Origin of the sequence: Pseudomonas flavescens, assembly GCF_013408425.1 — a bacterium.
GTDB classification, from domain to species: domain Bacteria; phylum Pseudomonadota; class Gammaproteobacteria; order Pseudomonadales; family Pseudomonadaceae; genus Aquipseudomonas; species Aquipseudomonas fulva_A.
In genome coordinates this window covers 1,174,718-1,189,901 of sequence record NZ_JACBYV010000001.1, presented here as the reverse complement: position 1 = coordinate 1,189,901, position 15,184 = coordinate 1,174,718, and the positions used below count along the sequence as shown (strand labels likewise).

At 63.2% G+C, this 15,184-nt stretch carries 14 protein-coding genes; 7 read left to right on the top strand and 7 right to left on the bottom strand.

The window, feature by feature from the left end:
• Nucleotides 1–65: 65 nt before the first annotated feature.
• From FHR27_RS05175 to FHR27_RS05145, 7 genes are all read right to left on the bottom strand, one after another.
• The gene (locus tag FHR27_RS05175) at nucleotides 66–734 is read right to left on the bottom strand and encodes a nitroreductase (RefSeq protein WP_179537998.1); all 669 of its coding nucleotides are present in this window, start codon (nucleotides 732–734) and stop codon (nucleotides 66–68) included.
• Nucleotides 735–824: 90 nt separating this feature from the next.
• Complete coding sequence (locus FHR27_RS05170) at nucleotides 825–1,820, bottom strand: TRAP transporter substrate-binding protein (protein ID WP_042556101.1); 996 nt, start codon at nucleotides 1,818–1,820, stop codon at nucleotides 825–827.
• Nucleotides 1,821–1,947: 127 nt separating this feature from the next.
• Complete coding sequence (locus FHR27_RS05165) at nucleotides 1,948–2,772, bottom strand: HpcH/HpaI aldolase/citrate lyase family protein (RefSeq protein WP_179537997.1); 825 nt, start codon at nucleotides 2,770–2,772, stop codon at nucleotides 1,948–1,950.
• Between the two features lie 140 nt (nucleotides 2,773–2,912).
• On the bottom strand, nucleotides 2,913–4,118 hold the full coding sequence (locus FHR27_RS05160) for a CaiB/BaiF CoA transferase family protein (protein WP_179537996.1): 1,206 nt from the start codon (nucleotides 4,116–4,118) through the stop codon (nucleotides 2,913–2,915).
• Between the two features lie 77 nt (nucleotides 4,119–4,195).
• Nucleotides 4,196–5,548: an MmgE/PrpD family protein gene (locus FHR27_RS05155; RefSeq protein ID WP_179537995.1), complete on the bottom strand. Its 1,353-nt coding sequence runs from the start codon at nucleotides 5,546–5,548 to the stop codon at nucleotides 4,196–4,198.
• A gap of 154 nt (nucleotides 5,549–5,702) precedes the next feature.
• Nucleotides 5,703–6,866 (bottom strand): acyl-CoA dehydrogenase family protein, encoded by a 1,164-nt coding sequence (locus FHR27_RS05150; RefSeq protein ID WP_179537994.1) that lies wholly within the window; start codon nucleotides 6,864–6,866, stop codon nucleotides 5,703–5,705.
• 163 nt (nucleotides 6,867–7,029) lie between these two features.
• Nucleotides 7,030–7,857: an FAS1-like dehydratase domain-containing protein gene (locus tag FHR27_RS05145; RefSeq protein ID WP_179537993.1), complete on the bottom strand. Its 828-nt coding sequence runs from the start codon at nucleotides 7,855–7,857 to the stop codon at nucleotides 7,030–7,032.
• A 128-nt stretch (nucleotides 7,858–7,985) separates the two neighbouring features.
• On the opposite strand from FHR27_RS05145, the gene FHR27_RS05140 reads away from it, so the two are divergent.
• The 7 genes from FHR27_RS05140 (at nucleotide 7,986) to FHR27_RS05110 (ending at nucleotide 15,160) form a co-directional block, all read left to right on the top strand.
• Entirely contained in the window at nucleotides 7,986–8,882 is an 897-nt protein-coding gene (locus FHR27_RS05140; RefSeq protein ID WP_042556107.1) for a LysR substrate-binding domain-containing protein, read from the top strand.
• A 71-nt stretch (nucleotides 8,883–8,953) separates the two neighbouring features.
• Nucleotides 8,954–9,484, top strand: coding sequence for a sigma-70 family RNA polymerase sigma factor (locus tag FHR27_RS05135; RefSeq protein WP_179537992.1), 531 nt, complete (start codon nucleotides 8,954–8,956; stop codon nucleotides 9,482–9,484).
• On the top strand, nucleotides 9,468–10,439 hold the full coding sequence (locus tag FHR27_RS05130) for a FecR domain-containing protein (protein ID WP_179537991.1): 972 nt from the start codon (nucleotides 9,468–9,470) through the stop codon (nucleotides 10,437–10,439). Before FHR27_RS05135 ends, FHR27_RS05130 begins: the two co-directional genes overlap by 17 nt.
• Before the next feature lie 289 nt (nucleotides 10,440–10,728).
• Entirely contained in the window at nucleotides 10,729–13,074 is a 2,346-nt protein-coding gene (locus tag FHR27_RS05125) for a TonB-dependent siderophore receptor (protein WP_179537990.1), read from the top strand.
• Between the two features lie 375 nt (nucleotides 13,075–13,449).
• Nucleotides 13,450–14,118 (top strand): CsgG/HfaB family protein, encoded by a 669-nt coding sequence (locus tag FHR27_RS05120; RefSeq protein WP_179537989.1) that lies wholly within the window; start codon nucleotides 13,450–13,452, stop codon nucleotides 14,116–14,118.
• Between the two features lie 17 nt (nucleotides 14,119–14,135).
• On the top strand, nucleotides 14,136–14,492 hold the full coding sequence (locus tag FHR27_RS05115; RefSeq protein ID WP_179537988.1) for a DUF4810 domain-containing protein: 357 nt from the start codon (nucleotides 14,136–14,138) through the stop codon (nucleotides 14,490–14,492).
• Nucleotides 14,493–14,497: 5 nt separating this feature from the next.
• Nucleotides 14,498–15,160 carry a DUF799 domain-containing protein gene (locus tag FHR27_RS05110; protein WP_042556113.1) on the top strand — a complete coding sequence of 221 codons (663 nt, stop codon included), beginning with the start codon at nucleotides 14,498–14,500 and terminating at the stop codon, nucleotides 15,158–15,160.
• Nucleotides 15,161–15,184: the final 24 nt, after the last annotated feature.

Below are 15,184 nucleotides of genomic sequence, written 5' to 3'. Positions count from 1 at the left end.
CGTCGAGCGTGGCGACACCCAGGGATTGGTTCAGACCCAGCCATTCCCTGGTCGCTCCGCCCTGCTCATTCCACGAAGGTGCAGAACGCCTCCAGGGGCAAGCGTTCGCTGACCAGTCGATTGACCGGCGCGTCGGGGTCGCCATAGCCCACGGCGATGGCGCAGTGCAGCATGTGCTCGGCGGGTATCTGCAGGAAACGCTCGACGCTCAGGTGGTATCGCGCCCAGCAAGCCTGCGGGCAGCTGTCCAGGCCGTGCTCCTCGAGCAACAACATCAGGCTCTGCTGATACATGCCCAGATCGGCCCACTGCCCCGGCCCCATGCAGCGGTCGACGGAAAAGAACAGCGCACAGGGCGCCTCGAAAAAGCGGAAGTTACGGGCGAACCAGGCCAGGCGCGCAGCCTTGTCTTCACGGCCAATGCCGAGCAGCGCGTACATCTGCTCGCCTACTTCGAACCGTGAGGTGCGATAGGGCTCCTGCAGCGGCTGCGGGTACACAGGGTAATCCGCAGGATCGGGCTGCGGATCGTCCTGCAGCCGCAAGGCGATGTGCTGGCGGAAACGCTCCAGCGCCTCGCCCTGCAGCACATGGATGCGCCAGGGCTGCAGGTTGCCGCTGGAAGGCGCGCGGGCTGCCTGCTCGAGCAATCCGCGCAGCAGTTCAGTCGCCACCGGGCGATCCAGAAAGGCCCGTGTGCTGCGCCGCTCACGTAGTGCCTGGCTGACGTTCATCCGCTCTCCTCGCTGGTGATGAATAGCCCATCAAAACAAAGGCCGCCTCCTGATGGAAGCGGCCTGCGGTGCTGCACGAACGGTAGTCGATCACTGCGCCTGGTTGGACGCCTCGGCAGCCTTGATCAGGTCGGCACCGATATCGCTTTCGAATTTCTTCCATACCGGGCGCATGGCTTCGCGCCACTGTTCGCGTTGCTCTGGGGTCAGTTGGATGATCTCGCTGGTGCCCGCCTTGACGATGGCGGCACGAGCTTCCTTGTTGAGCTCGTCGGCCTGCCGGTTAACCTCGGCAGTCACCTCGACCATGATCGTGTCCAGCTCGCTGCGTACATCCTCCGGCAGGCTGTTCCAGAACTTGGTATTGGTGATCACCATGTAATCGATCAGGCCATGGTTGGATTCGGTGAAGAACGGCTGCACCTCATGCACCTTCTGGCTGAAGTAGTTCGACCAGGTGTTCTCGGTACCGTTGACCACCCCGGTCTGCAGGCCCTGATAGACCTCGGCGAAGCTCATCTTGCGTGGCGCGGCACGCAGCACCTTGAACTGCTCGTCGAGCACCGCGGAAGCCTGTACGCGGAATTTCAGGCCACGAGCATCCTTGGGCTCGTGCATCGCCTTGTTGGACGACAATTGCTTCAAGCCGTTGTGCCAATAGGCCAGGCCGGTGATGCCCTTGCCTTCCATGCTGGTCAGCAGTGCCTTGCCCTGCTCGCTGGCCTGAAAGCGGTCGACCGCCTCCATGTTGTCGAACAGGAACGGCAGGTCATAGATCTGAATCGGCTTGGCGTAGTGCTCGAACTTGGCCAGCGAAGGCGCCAGCAGTTGCACGTCACCGAGCAGCAGCGCTTCCATTTCCTTGCCATCACCGAACAGCGAGGAGTTCGGATAGACCTCCACCTTGACCCGGCCGGGCAGGCGCTCCTCGGCCAGCTTCTTGAACAGCAGCGCGCCCTGGCCCTTGGGCGTGTGCTCGGCAACCACGTGGGCGAACTTGATGCTTATGGGATCAGCAGCGTGCAACGCGCCAACCACGGAAAGCGACACAGCGCAGACCAGCGCCTTGAGGGATAGCTTGAGCATGGGTGTACCTCATCTTGTTTTTGTAGTTGGGCAGTCGTTCGAGCCACTGATTACTGTTTACAACGTTGCGATCCCTGCACGGAATTCACCATTGTGCAAAGGCGCGTTCAGCATCTCCGAACGCCGCCTAGTCCGCTGCCCCGGCACGCTCGGCGATGCGTCTGGCGCGGCCGACCACCGGTGCATCGACCATCTGTCCGTCGACCACGAAAACACCGTCGCCCCCCTCGCCGGCCTGCAGCACCCGGCGCGCCCAGGCCAGTTCCTCGGCCGAAGGCGCCAACGCCCGGTGTACCACGGCGACCTGGCTAGGGTGGATGCACAGCAGCCCACCGAACCCCATGTCGCGAGCATCGCGGCTGGCGCGGTCGAGGCCGGCCTGATCCTGGATCGCCGGGAACACGCTATCCAGCGGAGCGGCCAGATTGGCCAGACGGCTGTGCAGCAGGATCGCGTAGCGCGCCTGATCGAGCATGCGCTCGGCCGCTGGCGTACCGCTGTTCAGGCCGAGGTCGAGGCCCAGATCCAGACCGCCGAACGACAATCGCTCCACACCTGCCGCACTGGCGATGGCTGGCAGGTCATGCAGACCACGGGCGCTTTCGATGATCGGCCAGACCGGCTTGCCAGTTGCGGCAGCGCGCTCGCTCTGCGCCGCGCTTTCCACCTTGGGCAGCAGCACGCCGATGACGCCCGCATGGGCGGCGCAGAAGTCAAGATCGGCCTCATGCTCGGCATGCTCGGGCGAGTTGACCCGCACTCTCAGGCGCGCTTCTGGGTTGGCTGCCAGGAACACCCCGAGGTTTTCACGGGCCTGGCGTTTGAGCGGTTCTTCGACAGCATCTTCGAAATCGACGATGACCGTGTCGGCACCGCTGGCCAGTGCCTTGGCGAAGCGATCAGGCCGGCTACCCGGTACGAACAAGGCGCTACGGATGGTTTGTCTGGTCATGGAATCTGCTTCCTGGCGTAAGACTTATTGTTTGGTGATACGGCCAATTGGTGGGCTGAAGCCCACCCTACCCGTATGCCTTTCGTAGGGCGGGCTTCAGCCCACAAAACCGAGCGTCCACGGCCGCCTCGAACTAGGCTTCAAATCGCGCCGCTGACCTTCAGGCCCGCTATCGCGGAATCGCTATATCCCAGCTCGGCCAACAAGGCTTCGGTGTGCTCGCCCAGCGCGGGCACCGCATCCATCCGCGGCGTGAAGGCGCTGTTGCTGCCAGGCGGCAGCAGCGCGGGCAGGCTGCCTGCCGGGCTGTTCACCTGGCGCCAGCGGTCACGGGCCTTGAGCTGCGGATGCGCCCAGACGCCAGCCATGTCATTGACATGGGCGTTGGCGATCTGTGCCTGTTCCAGCCGTTCGATCACCTGTTCGGCACTCAGCGCGGCGAAGGTCTCGACGATGATCGAGCGCAGCGCTTCCCGATTGGCCGAACGTTTGAAGTTGGCCGAAAAGCGCTCGTCTGCGGCCAGCTCCGGCTGCAACAGCACTCGCTCGCAGAAAGCCTGCCATTCGCGCTCGTTCTGCAGGCCGAGCATCACCGTGCCGCCGTCGCCAGCGGGAAACGGGCCGTAGGGATAGATGGTCGAGTGGGCGGCCCCGGCACGCGGCGGCGGCGTGGCGCCGTCGTACGCGTAATACAGGGGATACCCCATCCACTCGACCAGGCTCTCGAGCATGCTCACATCGATGCGGCTGCCCAGACCGGTCCTGCCGCGCAGCAGCAGGGCCGAAAGAATGTTGCTGTAGGCATACATGCCAGCGGCGATATCGGCGATGGAGCACCCGGCCTTGGCCAGTTGGTCGTCGCCTGCCCCGCCAGTGACCGACAGGAAGCCCCCCTCGCTCTGGATCAGCAGGTCGTAGGCCTTCTTCTTCTCGTAGCTGCCGCCTTCGCCGTAGCCGGAAATGTCGCAGACGATCAGCCTCGGGAAGCGCTCATGCAGCGCCTCGAACGACAGGCCCATGCGCGCCGCCGCGCCGGGTGCGAGGTTCTGCACCAGTACGTCGGCCTTTGCCAGCAGGCTGTCGAGCACCTCACCGGCATCGTCCTGCTTGAGGTCGAGGGTCAGGCTCTCCTTGGAACGGTTGGTCCACACGAAGTGCGACGCCAGGCCATTGACCCGCTCGTCGTAACCGCGGGCGAAATCACCACTGCCGGGGCGCTCGACCTTGATCACCCGGGCGCCCATGTCGGCGAGCTGACGGGTGCAGAACGGCGCCGCGATGGCGTGCTCCAGGCTGACCACGGTGATGCCGTCCAATGGCCGGGGCTGCGTATTGTTGTTATTCATGGCGGTTTTCCCGTTTCAATCGTCCAGATCCGTCGGCTGGATCGCGCGTCAGCGATCCAGCGCATTCTTCGGCGCAGTCAGGCCAGGTCGCTCAGGTCGGCGGTTCGCCGCAGGCGCCAGACCCTGGCGATCAGCTCGCCGGCCTGGTCACTGCTGCGCTTGCCGGCGAACGCCAGCAGGCGGCGGAACTTGTCTTCCAGCTCGGCGCGGCTGAGGGTATTGCCCGGGTCGCCCTTGGGCTCGTCGATGGCGCCGCGCAAGGTGCGGCCGTCGGTGGTGAGCACTTCGACCCGACCCAGCCAGCGCGCCGGATAGGCGCCATCCACCTCGGGGTCGAGGCGCATGCTGACCTTGTCCCTGAATTCGCTGACGTCAGCGTCAATGAGCGACAGGTTCTCGAACTCGGTGAGCTGCGCCTTGCCATGCACGGCGATCAGGCCCAGCACGGTGCCCATGGAAAACTTGGCCTGATGCACGGTCTGCGGCACCACCACACGCCCCAGCACATCGATAGCGCCCTGATGCACGTGGGTGACCACCTGGGCGATGTCGCCATGCCGCAGGCCCTCGCGCTGCATCAGGCCCAGCAGGGCATCGGCGGCCGGGTGGGTATGCCGGCAGGAAGCATGGAACTTGAACGAGGTCTCCGCCAGCGCCCAGCGGCTGCCGAGGCGATCCGACAGCTTGCTCGGGTTGGCATCGCTGGACATCCCGGCGGCCATCCCCTGCTCGCCCTCGAGAATGTTCTGTGCACCGGTCAGGCCCTGCTCGGTGAAGTACGCGGCCAGCAGCCCATCGGCGGCGGCCTTGGCGGTGTGCAGTTGCTTGGAGTCGGCGGCGTCGCGCAGGAACTCCCAGAGCCCGGCTGCCTGGGTGCCAGCATTGCCGAGCAGGTGAATGAACTGCTGTTTGTCGAAGTTCAGCAGCTTGCCCACCGCCACGGCAGCGGCCAGGGTGCCGACCGTGGCCGTGGTGTGGAAGATGCGGTAATGGGAGCGACCGAGGAATTCACCGATACGAATGCCCGCCTCGTAGCCGGCCACCGAGGCCAGCAACAGCTCGCGGCCTGTCTTGCCCAGGTCCTGCGCGGCTGCCAGAGCCGCCGGGAATACCACGGTGGCCGGGTGCAGCACCGAGCTGTTGTGCAGGTCATCCTGCTCGACCAGATGGGACGAAGCGCCGTTGACCAGGGCCGCGAAGTACGCCGAGGTGCCGCGACCGTTGACCAGAATGCGCGCCGGGCCATCGGTCGGGCCCATCTTCTGCGCATAGGCTTCGAACAGCGGAATCGGCCGCGCGCCTTCACTGGCCAGGGCCGAACCGAGCCAGTCGAGGAACAGGTCTTCGGTGCGATCGAGCACGTAGTCAGGCAGATCGTCGTAACGCAACTCGGCGAGGAACACGGCGAGCTGTTGAGTATTTGTACTCATAAGCCGCTCCCAGGAGTCTGCTTATGAACTCGCGAGCTAGAGCCAGGCAAGGCGTAAGCGGGCGAGGAAGCGGAGTTTACGAGTTGTAAATGAGCATTCCGAGCCCGATTACAACGCAGCATGGCCGACGCGCAGCAGTTCATAAGTAGGCTCCTCAGAAACTACGCGGCAGCTCGAGCAGATGCTCGGCCACGTAGGACATGATCAGGTTGGTGGAGATCGGCGCCACCTGGTACAGGCGGGTCTCGCGGAACTTGCGCTCGACGTCGTATTCATTGGCGAAGCCGAAGCCGCCATGGGTCTGCAGGCAGGCGTTGGCCGCCGCCCAGGAGGCCTCCGCCGCCAGGTACTTGGCCATGTTGGCGCTGGCCCCGGCGTTCTCGCCACGGTCGTACTGTTCGCAGGCGCGCCAGCGCATCAGGTCGGCGGCTTCGACCTCGATATGAGCCTTGGCGATAGGGAACTGCACGCCCTGGTTCTGACCAATCGGGCGGCCGAACACCACGCGATCACGGGCGTAGGCACTGGCCTTCTCGATGAACCAGCGACCATCGCCGATGCACTCGGCAGCGATCAGCGTGCGCTCGGCATTCAGGCCGTCGAGGATGTAGCGGAAGCCCTTGCCCTCCTCGCCGATCAAACTGCTGGCAGGGATTTCCAGGTTGTCGAAGAACAGCTCGTTGGTCTCGTGGTTGACCATGTTGGCGATCGGCTGCACGGTCAGGCCGTTGCCGATGGCCTCACGCAGGTCGACCAGGAAGATCGACATGCCTTCGGATTTCTTCTGCACCTCGGCGAGCGGCGTGGTGCGCGCCAGCAGAATCATCAGGTCGGAATGCTGGATGCGCGAGATCCACACCTTCTGGCCGTTGATCACGTACTTGTCGCCCTGGCGCACGGCGGTGGTCTTGATCTTGGTGGTGTCGGTGCCCGTGGTGGGCTCGGTCACGCCCATGGACTGCAGGCGCAGCTCGCCGCTGGCCAGCTTCGGCAGGTAATAGCTTTTCTGTTCGTCGCTGCCGTTACGCAGCAGGGTGAACATGTTGTACATCTGCCCGTGGATGGTGCCGGAGTTGCCGCCGCAGCGGTTCACCTCCTCGAGGATCACCGAGGCTTCGGCCAGGCCCAGGCCGGAGCCGCCGTATTGTTCCGGGATCATCGCCGACAGCCAGCCGGCTTCGGTCATGGCCGCCACGAAGGCCTCCGGGAAGCCCTTCTCTTCATCGATCTTGCGCCAGTATTCGGCAGGAAATTCGGCACACAGGCCGCGTACGCCTTCACGGATGAAATTCAGTTCTTCGTTCTGTTCCGGGGTCATCTCGATTCCTCGATTCTTCTTGTTGTGTTTCAGCCTAAGAGCCTCTCAACGATCGCAAGCTGCGTAGGGTGGACAACGCTCTTTTTGTCCACCATTGCGATTGCAGAACGGTGGACGGATCGCGCCACGCAGGTGAAGCGCCGTCCGCCCTACCCGGCATCCGTCAGTCGAATTCCACGTCGGCCTGCTGGGCCATGCCGGCTTCATTACCGGCCCACAGCTGCGCCTTGCCCGGCGCACTGATGCGCCCGGCCACTTCGAAGGGCTCCGGCGCAACCAGCGGGCGCAGGCCGCGATAGGCGAAACGACGCAAACGGGCCTGCGGGTTGGCGCGGCAGAACGCGCGCAGGTTCAGGGTGGCGATCAGCGGGCCGTGCACCACCAGCCCGGCATAGCCTTCGGTGTCGGTGACATAGGGCCAGTCGTAATGAATGCGATGGCCGTTGAAGGTCACCGCGCTGTAGCGGAACAGCAGTGTCGGGCTGGGTACCACGCCCTCGCGCCAGTCACCGCTCGGCAGCGCCTCGCCGGCACCGCTCTTGGGCGGGCTGGGCTCGCGGTAGACGATGTCCTGCTCCTCGCGGATCGCCAGCTCGCCATCCTGCAAGTAGTCATGCTGCACGGTGACGAACAGCAGCGCGCCCGTGCGGCCATGTTTCTCTTCGATGTGCTTGATGGTCGATACGCGGGTGGCTTCCCCGCCGACCCGCAGCGCGGCGATGAACTCGACGCGACCGCCGGCCCACATGCGGTTGCGGTTGTCGGCCGGGGGCAGGAAGCCACCGCGTGCCGGATGACCGTCGCCCCCCAGGCCGCTTTCGGCAATGGGGTCCTGAAAGAATGCCCAGTGCCAGAGTGGCGGCAGCGCCTCGCCATGAGCGGGCGTGTCTTCGCCCAGGGTCGCGGCGATGCGCTTGACCAGGTTGCGGCTCAGTTGATCGTGGGATTCTTCGGTGCGGCCGATCCAGGCGGAAAAAGCAGAGTCGCTCATGGTGGGTTCCAGCTGTCTTGTTATGTGCCGCCAGCATGCAATCCGCTTATCGTTCTGTGAATTTGCATTTGCATAAACCGGCGTTCGGTTATGCTGAACACCGCTACCGCTGCCTGAACAGGACTGCCATGCACTTCGATCTGCCGGATTTGCGCCTTTTCATCCATATCGCCGAATCGCCAAGCCTGACTCAGGGCGCACGCCGTGCGTCGCTGTCGCCCGCCGCAGCCAGCGCGCGCATCAAGGCGCTGGAAGGCCAGCTCGACACCCGCCTGCTGTACCGCGACAGCCGTGGCGTGGAGCTGACACCCTCCGGTCAGCGACTGCTGCAGCATGCGCGGTTGATCATGCGCCAGGTCGATTACCTGAAAAGCGAGTTCACCGAATACGGCAGCGATTCGGCCGGGCATATCCGCATTTTCGCCAACACCACGGCAGTGACCGAGTTCCTGCCCGAAGTACTGGCCGGCTTCCTCGCCGAGCGCCCCGGCGTGACGGTGGATCTGCAGGAGCGCCTGAGCCGCGATATCGTCCGCGGCGTGCTCGACGGCGGTGCCGACCTGGGCATCATCGCCGGGCCGGTGGAGGCCGCTGGCCTGCAAGTGCTGCATTTCAGCACCGACCGCCTGGTGCTGGTAGTGCCGGACAACCACCCCCTGGCGGGCCGTGATCAGGTCAGCCTGCGCGACACCCTGCAGTACCAGCATATCGGCCTGCACGACGGCAGCACGCTGCTGACCTTCTTGCGTGAACACGTGGAAACCCTCGGCGGCACGCTGTCGCTGCGCATCCAGATGTCCAGCTTCGAAGCTATCTGCCGCATGGTCGAAGCCAACGTCGGCATCGGCATCATCCCCGAGTCCGCCGCCAGCCGACACCGCCGTACCATGAAGCTGCACACCATCGAGTTGAACGAGGCCTGGGCCGTACGCGAACGCAGCATGCTGGTACGCGACCTCGAAGCCCTGCCGGGCAGCGTGCGGGCGTTGATCGCCACGTTGCTGCCGGAATCCTCCACGCCGTAGGCCAAGGCGGGATTGCCGGCACCATCGCACTTCAATAAGATGCGAACACTTCGCATATGTGATTGATTTCGATGTCTACCCTGGACGACTCCTACGCACGCCAGGTGGAGGGCTACTACAGCGCCCACCACGGCTGGATTCACGCCTGGCTGAGCAGGCGCCTGGGCAACGTCAGCGATGCGGCGGACCTGGCTCACGACGTGTTTCTGCGCCTGCTCAGCAAACCTCGCCAGTTCGACAGCGACAGCCACGCCCGCGCCTACCTGCACGCCATGTCGCGGCATGTGTGCGTCGACTTCTGGCGCCGTCGCGAGGTCGAGCAGGCCTGGCTCGATGTGCTGGCAAGCCGTCCCGAGGTCTGCGCGCCCTCAGAAGAACATCGAGCCATGGTGCTCGAAGCACTGCAGCAGGTTCACAGCATGCTTGCCCGCCTGCCGGAGCGGGTCGCCGAGGCCTTTCTGCTGGCTCAGTTGCAAGGCCTTACCTACCGCCAAATCGCCGCGCAGTTGGGCGTATCCGAACGCACCGTGACCAAGTACTTGGCCCAGGCCATGTACCAGTGCCTGCTGCTGGAGATGGAGCTGGATGAAGCGCTCGTCTGAGGCCCCGGATCACACCGTGCTCAAACAGGCTGCGTACTGGTACGCGCAACTGCAGGGCGACGCCGATGCAGTGCTGCGCGCCGAGTGGCAGAGCTGGTACGCCCAGCACGACAGTCATCGCCGCGCCTGGCAGTACGTAGAGCGTATCGGCACGCGCTTCTCGCCTTTGCAGGATGACCGCGATACCGCCCAGCACACCCTGAGCGCTGCCAGACAACTCAAACACTCCAGGCGCAAGGTGCTGCTGGGCCTGGCCATGTTTGGCAGCGGCGCCCTGCTCGCGCGTCTCGGTTGGGCGCCGGCGCAGCAGAGTCTGTTGGCCTGGCGTGCTGACCAGCGCACCGCCGTCGGTGAAATCCGCTCGCTTAGCCTGGAAGACGGTACACGCCTCTGGCTGAACAGCAGCAGCGCGCTGAACATTGCCTACACGGCGCAACGACGCGTGTTGCGCCTGATTCAGGGCGAAGTGCTGATCGAGACCGCCAGGGATAGTCGACCTTTTCTCGTCGAAACCGCTCAAGGCAGCCTGCAGCCGCTGGGTACCCGCTTCAGTATTGGTCAGCAGGCAGACCAGACGAGACTCGACGTGTTCGAGGGCCAGGTTGCCATTCGCTTGGGCGATCAGAGCGAGGTAGCCACGGTGGTACCCGCTGGCCGCCAGCGCCGTTTCGATGCCGCGCAGCTGAACACGGAGGAAGCGGCCAGTAACGGACGGCAGAGCTGGTCGCGAGGGATTCTGCAGGCCGATGAACGACCGCTGGGCGACGTGATCACCGAGCTGGCCCGCCATCACCATGGCCATATCGGTGTCGCACCGGAAATCGCCGATCTGCGGGTGATGGGTACCTTCCCGCTGAACGATCTGCAACAGAGCCTGAGCATGCTGCAAAGCGTGCTGCCGATCCGCATCGAACGGCCACTGCCGTGGTGGATCAGCCTCGAAGCCAGGCGGTAGCCGCTCGATCAAACGCTGTGGCGGACATTCGATCTGGTGGGCTGAAGCCCAGCTCCTCGGCAGATACCGTCTTGCCATCCAACCTACAGGGCTGCGCACATCCAGCTGTAGGGTGGGCTTTAGCCCACCAATTGGTGTCTCCGTAATGAATGACCACTATCGCCACCACAGCGCTTTTCAAAGAAAACAAGAAATCCATTTGAAAATTATTTTCATTTCCGCGTTCCGGTTTTCCCGTCTCATCCGAATTAGCTGATGACACTGCCATACCATCAGCCAAGGAACACCCATGTCCCCTCGCCCCTCGGTTTCTCTACGCCCCCTGAGCCTGGCCATCGCCCTGGCCCTGTTCGCACCACTGGCCAGCGCCGCCGAACACTACCAACTCGAATCCGGCCCGCTGGCCACGCAACTCAACCGCCTCGCCGCTCAAGCCGGCATTTTCCTGGCCGGCGATGCCAGCCTGACCAGCGGCCAGCACAGTCGCGCTCTGGACGGCAGCTACAGCATCGAACAGGCGCTGGCGATCCTGCTTGAGGGCAGCGGCCTGGAAGCGGTGAAAACCGGCGAGAATCGTTATGAGCTACAGCCGCTACCAATCAGCGGTGGCATGGAGCTTTCGGCCCTGAGCATTTCCGGCAAGGCGCCTGGCTCGACCACCGAAGGCACCGGCTCTTACACGACTTGGTCGACGAGCAGTTCCACGCGCCTCAATTTGTCGCCCAAGGAAACACCACAGTCGATTGCGGTGATAACCCGACAACGCATGGATGACCAACGCCTGACCAACTTGAGTGACGTGCTGGAGGCCACCCCCGGAGTTACCGTCAAACCGCTGGGCATGGGAGCTGACGCCCCGCAAATCTGGGCGCGCGGCTCTTCCATCAAAAGCTTCCAGATCGATGGCGTGCCGACCTCGTCATCACTGAGCAACTACCTGCAAAGCACGGCAATCTTCGACCGCATCGAGATCGTGCGTGGCGCTACCGGCATGATGAGCGGGCTGGGAACACCATCCGCAACGATCAACATGATCCGCAAACGCCCAACCTACGAGCCGCAAGTCATCCTGAATGCCGAAGCAGGCAACTGGCAACGATATGGAACAGGAGTGGACGTCTCAGGCCCCCTGACGGAGAACGGTAATATCCGTGCTCGGGCAGTGGTCGATTACAAGCAGCAGGGAGCCTGGACAGACAATTACCAGCAGGACTACTTCACGCTCTATGGCATTACCGAAGTGGACCTGAATGACAGCACCCTGCTCACGCTCGGCTTCAGCCATATCACCCGGGACACCGACTCCCCGGTGAGGCCCAGCCTGCTGTTCTACAGCAACGGGCAGCGCATCCGATTCGATGCAGAAGATAACGACACGCCCAAGTGGCAGTACTACGACCACGAACTGAGCAGCGTCTTTACATCGATCGAGCACAGCTTCGAGTCAGGCTGGAATGCCAAGGCAGAGCTCACCCACACCGAGTACAGCTACGACACCATCACTGGAAACCTGACAGGCAATATCGACCAGGCAACCGGAACAGGTGGCATCGTGCGCCCGGTTCATTGGGCAAGCGATGTCGGTCAGGACAGCCTGGACGCCTATGTGACAGGCCCCTTCTCGCTGTTCGGGCAGGAGCATGAATTGATCGGGGGCGTCACGCTGTCGCAACTGCAGTCGAGCAGTCCTGGCTATGCGCTGCGATCCGCCCTCACCGTTGCGGATGCATCAGATTGGGTCGATGCGACACCAAGGCCTGACTTCAACCGCAGCGGGAAATCGACTTCTCACGAGTATCAGTATGGTGTGTACCTCAGCACCCGCCTGCACCTGTCTGAGGATACAAGTCTGCTACTGGGTGGCCGGGTAACCGACTGGAAGCAGAACAAGGACTCCACGTCTTACACAACTGGCCTCAAGAGCAAAGAAAACAGCCGTGAAAGCGGGATATTCGTGCCCTACGCGGGCCTCGTTCACACGCTGAATGACACGTGGTCGGTGTACGCCAGTTACACGCAGATATTCCAGCCGCAAGACTCCTTCGTCCAGGACTACGTCGAGTCGCCAGCGCCGGAAGAAGGCACCAGTTATGAAGCCGGCATCAAGGGCAGCTTCAATGATGGTCACCTCAACTCCAACTTTTCCGTGTTCAGGACCGAGCAGGACAACCTGGCCGTCTGGAGCAGCGCCGAGCGCACTTACGACCTCTACAACGATACGACCACTGAGGGCGTGGAGCTCGAGCTCAATGGCGAACTCGCAGAGGGCTGGAACTTCACTAGCGGCTACGTTTACAGCGTTACCCGCAACAAGGACGACGAGCGCATCCTGACCCGGGCGCCTCGACACAGCGTCAAGACCTTCACCACCTATCGTCTCCCAGGTGCCCTGAATAAATTGACGATTGGTGGCGGGATCAACTGGGAAAGCAAGACCGGCGACAACCTGCATCTCTACACGCAAAGCAGCTATGCCCTCGCCAACCTGATGGCTCGCTATGACATCAGCGAAAACCTGACCGCCTCGCTCAACGTCAACAACCTGTTCGACAAGGAGTACTTCATGGGGTCGGCGGGTAATGGCATCTACGGCCCGCCGCGCAATTTCATGACCGCCCTGAAGTACACCTACTGACCGGAGTGTCGGGGCAATGCTCGCAGCACCGTTGCCAAGGTGCTGCGAGATGCCTGCCGAGCGGCTCTGCGCTCGGCAGCACCTTGCCTCGGAAGACTGCCACCGCCCTGCGGGCTTCTCAGGCAACGCTTTACCAACCCCATCACATCGATGACCGGCAACGCTGGCAATGCGTGGCGATGATCATTAAAATCGCCTGCGCAGGAAGCACGTACACCCGTACCTCGGATTTAACGTCATGGACAGACTTCGGCAGTCTCCCTCGCGCAGCACCCAGCGCGACAGTTACCCCCATGCATTAGCGCCTTGTGAACGTGTTCGGCAGCTTCCTGTCCGTTACAGGCTTTGCCCTGCCCACTTTTTCACGAGACTCGTATGAACAAGATCATCACCGCCATCCTTGCAGGCATGCTCGTGCTGCTGGCCGGTTGCGCCACCGAAAGCTCGCGCACCCTGGAAGTCGCCAAGGTCACTACCGCAGCGAGCCATTACAACGGTCCGCGCAGCCCGATCGCCGTCGGCAAGTTCGATAACCGTTCCAGCTATCTGCGCGGCATTTTCAGCGACAGCGTCGACCGCCTTGGCGGGCAGGCCAAAACCATCCTGATCACCCACCTGCAGCAGTCGAACCGCTTCAATGTGCTCGACCGCGACAACCTGGCAGAGCTGCAGCAGGAGTCGGGCTTCTCCAAACAGGCCCAGCAGGTGAAAGGCGCCAACTTCGTAGTCACCGGTGACGTCACCGAGTTCGGCCGCAAGGAAGTTGGCGATCACCAGCTGTTCGGCATTCTCGGCCGCGGCAAACAGCAGATCGCCTACGCCAAGGTGAATCTCAATATCGTCGACGTCAGCACGTCCGAAGTGGTCTATTCCACCCAGGGCGCCGGCGAGTACAGCCTGTCGAACCGCGAAGTGATCGGCTTCGGCGGCACCGCCAGTTACGACTCGACGCTCAATGGCAAGGTGCTCGACCTGGCGATTCGCGAAGCCGTGAACAACCTGGTCAGCGGTGTCGACAGCGGCGCCTGGCGCCCGGCCAAGTGAGCGCGGAGAACTCGACCATGACATTCGCCCGTACTCCCCTTCTGCTGGCAGCCCTGCTCGCTGCCGCAACGCTCGGCGGCTGCGCCCAGCAGCCCAAATCGCTGTACTACTGGGATGGTTATCAGCAGCAGGTCTACCAACGCTTCGAGAACACCACCGGCACCGAAGAGCAGATTGCCGCCCTTGAAGCCAGTGCACAGAAAGCCCGCGCCGCGGACCGTACCCTGCCGCCAGGTTTCCATGCCCACCTCGGCATGCTGTACGCGGAGATCGGCAAACCCGATCAGGTGCGCCAGCAATTCGAAACCGAGAAGGCCCTGTTCCCCGAGTCCGCTCAGTACATGGACTTCCTGATGCGCAATATGGCCAAGTGACCGACATGCCTCTACTGACCTCTCTCAAAACACTCGCGGCCCTGGCCGCCATCGCCCTGCTCGCCGGTTGCGCCACCCAGCAGCCCTACGACTACAGCGCCTTCAAGGAAAGCAGCCCGGCCTCCATTCTGGTGCTGCCACCGATCAACAAATCCCCGGACATCAAGGCCACCTTCAGCATGTATTCGCTGATCACCGCGCCCCTGAGCGAGGCCGGCTACTACGTGCTCCCGGTGGCGGTGGTCAACGAGACCTTCAAGCAGAACGGCATGCTCAACGCCGAGGAAATCCGCGAAGTCCCGCCGCAGAAGCTCTACGAGATCTTCGGTGCCGACACCGTGCTGTACATCGACGTGACCGAGTACGGCAGCAGCTACAAGGTGATCAGCAGCGAGGTAGCGGTGGCCGCCAGTGCCACGCTGGTCGACCTGCGCACCGGCAAGGAACTGTGGAAAGGCATCGCCCGGGCCAGCAGCGCCGAACAGCAGCAGAACAGCGGCGGCGGCCTGGCCGGCATCCTGATCACCGCGCTGGTCAATCAGGTGATGAACACGCTGAACGATCGCGGCCACGAGATCGCCGGCATCACCAGTGCCCGCCTGCTGAGCAGCAACCCGGTCAACGGCATTCTGCCCGGCCCGCGCGCGCGGCCCGTCAGCGCTCGCTGACACCCGCCAGACGAGCCCGGATCA

Coding starts and splice junctions, on each gene's coding strand:
- FHR27_RS05175 (WP_179537998.1), bottom strand. CDS start 734: ATGAACGTCAGCCAGGCACTACGTGAGCGGCGCAGCACACGGGCCTTT.
- FHR27_RS05170 (WP_042556101.1), bottom strand. CDS start 1,820: ATGCTCAAGCTATCCCTCAAGGCGCTGGTCTGCGCTGTGTCGCTTTCC.
- FHR27_RS05165 (WP_179537997.1), bottom strand. CDS start 2,772: ATGACCAGACAAACCATCCGTAGCGCCTTGTTCGTACCGGGTAGCCGG.
- FHR27_RS05160 (WP_179537996.1), bottom strand. CDS start 4,118: ATGAATAACAACAATACGCAGCCCCGGCCATTGGACGGCATCACCGTG.
- FHR27_RS05155 (WP_179537995.1), bottom strand. CDS start 5,548: ATGAGTACAAATACTCAACAGCTCGCCGTGTTCCTCGCCGAGTTGCGT.
- FHR27_RS05150 (WP_179537994.1), bottom strand. CDS start 6,866: ATGACCCCGGAACAGAACGAAGAACTGAATTTCATCCGTGAAGGCGTA.
- FHR27_RS05145 (WP_179537993.1), bottom strand. CDS start 7,857: ATGAGCGACTCTGCTTTTTCCGCCTGGATCGGCCGCACCGAAGAATCC.
- FHR27_RS05140 (WP_042556107.1), top strand. CDS start 7,986: ATGCACTTCGATCTGCCGGATTTGCGCCTTTTCATCCATATCGCCGAA.
- FHR27_RS05135 (WP_179537992.1), top strand. CDS start 8,954: ATGTCTACCCTGGACGACTCCTACGCACGCCAGGTGGAGGGCTACTAC.
- FHR27_RS05130 (WP_179537991.1), top strand. CDS start 9,468: ATGAAGCGCTCGTCTGAGGCCCCGGATCACACCGTGCTCAAACAGGCT.
- FHR27_RS05125 (WP_179537990.1), top strand. CDS start 10,729: ATGTCCCCTCGCCCCTCGGTTTCTCTACGCCCCCTGAGCCTGGCCATC.
- FHR27_RS05120 (WP_179537989.1), top strand. CDS start 13,450: ATGAACAAGATCATCACCGCCATCCTTGCAGGCATGCTCGTGCTGCTG.
- FHR27_RS05115 (WP_179537988.1), top strand. CDS start 14,136: ATGACATTCGCCCGTACTCCCCTTCTGCTGGCAGCCCTGCTCGCTGCC.
- FHR27_RS05110 (WP_042556113.1), top strand. CDS start 14,498: ATGCCTCTACTGACCTCTCTCAAAACACTCGCGGCCCTGGCCGCCATC.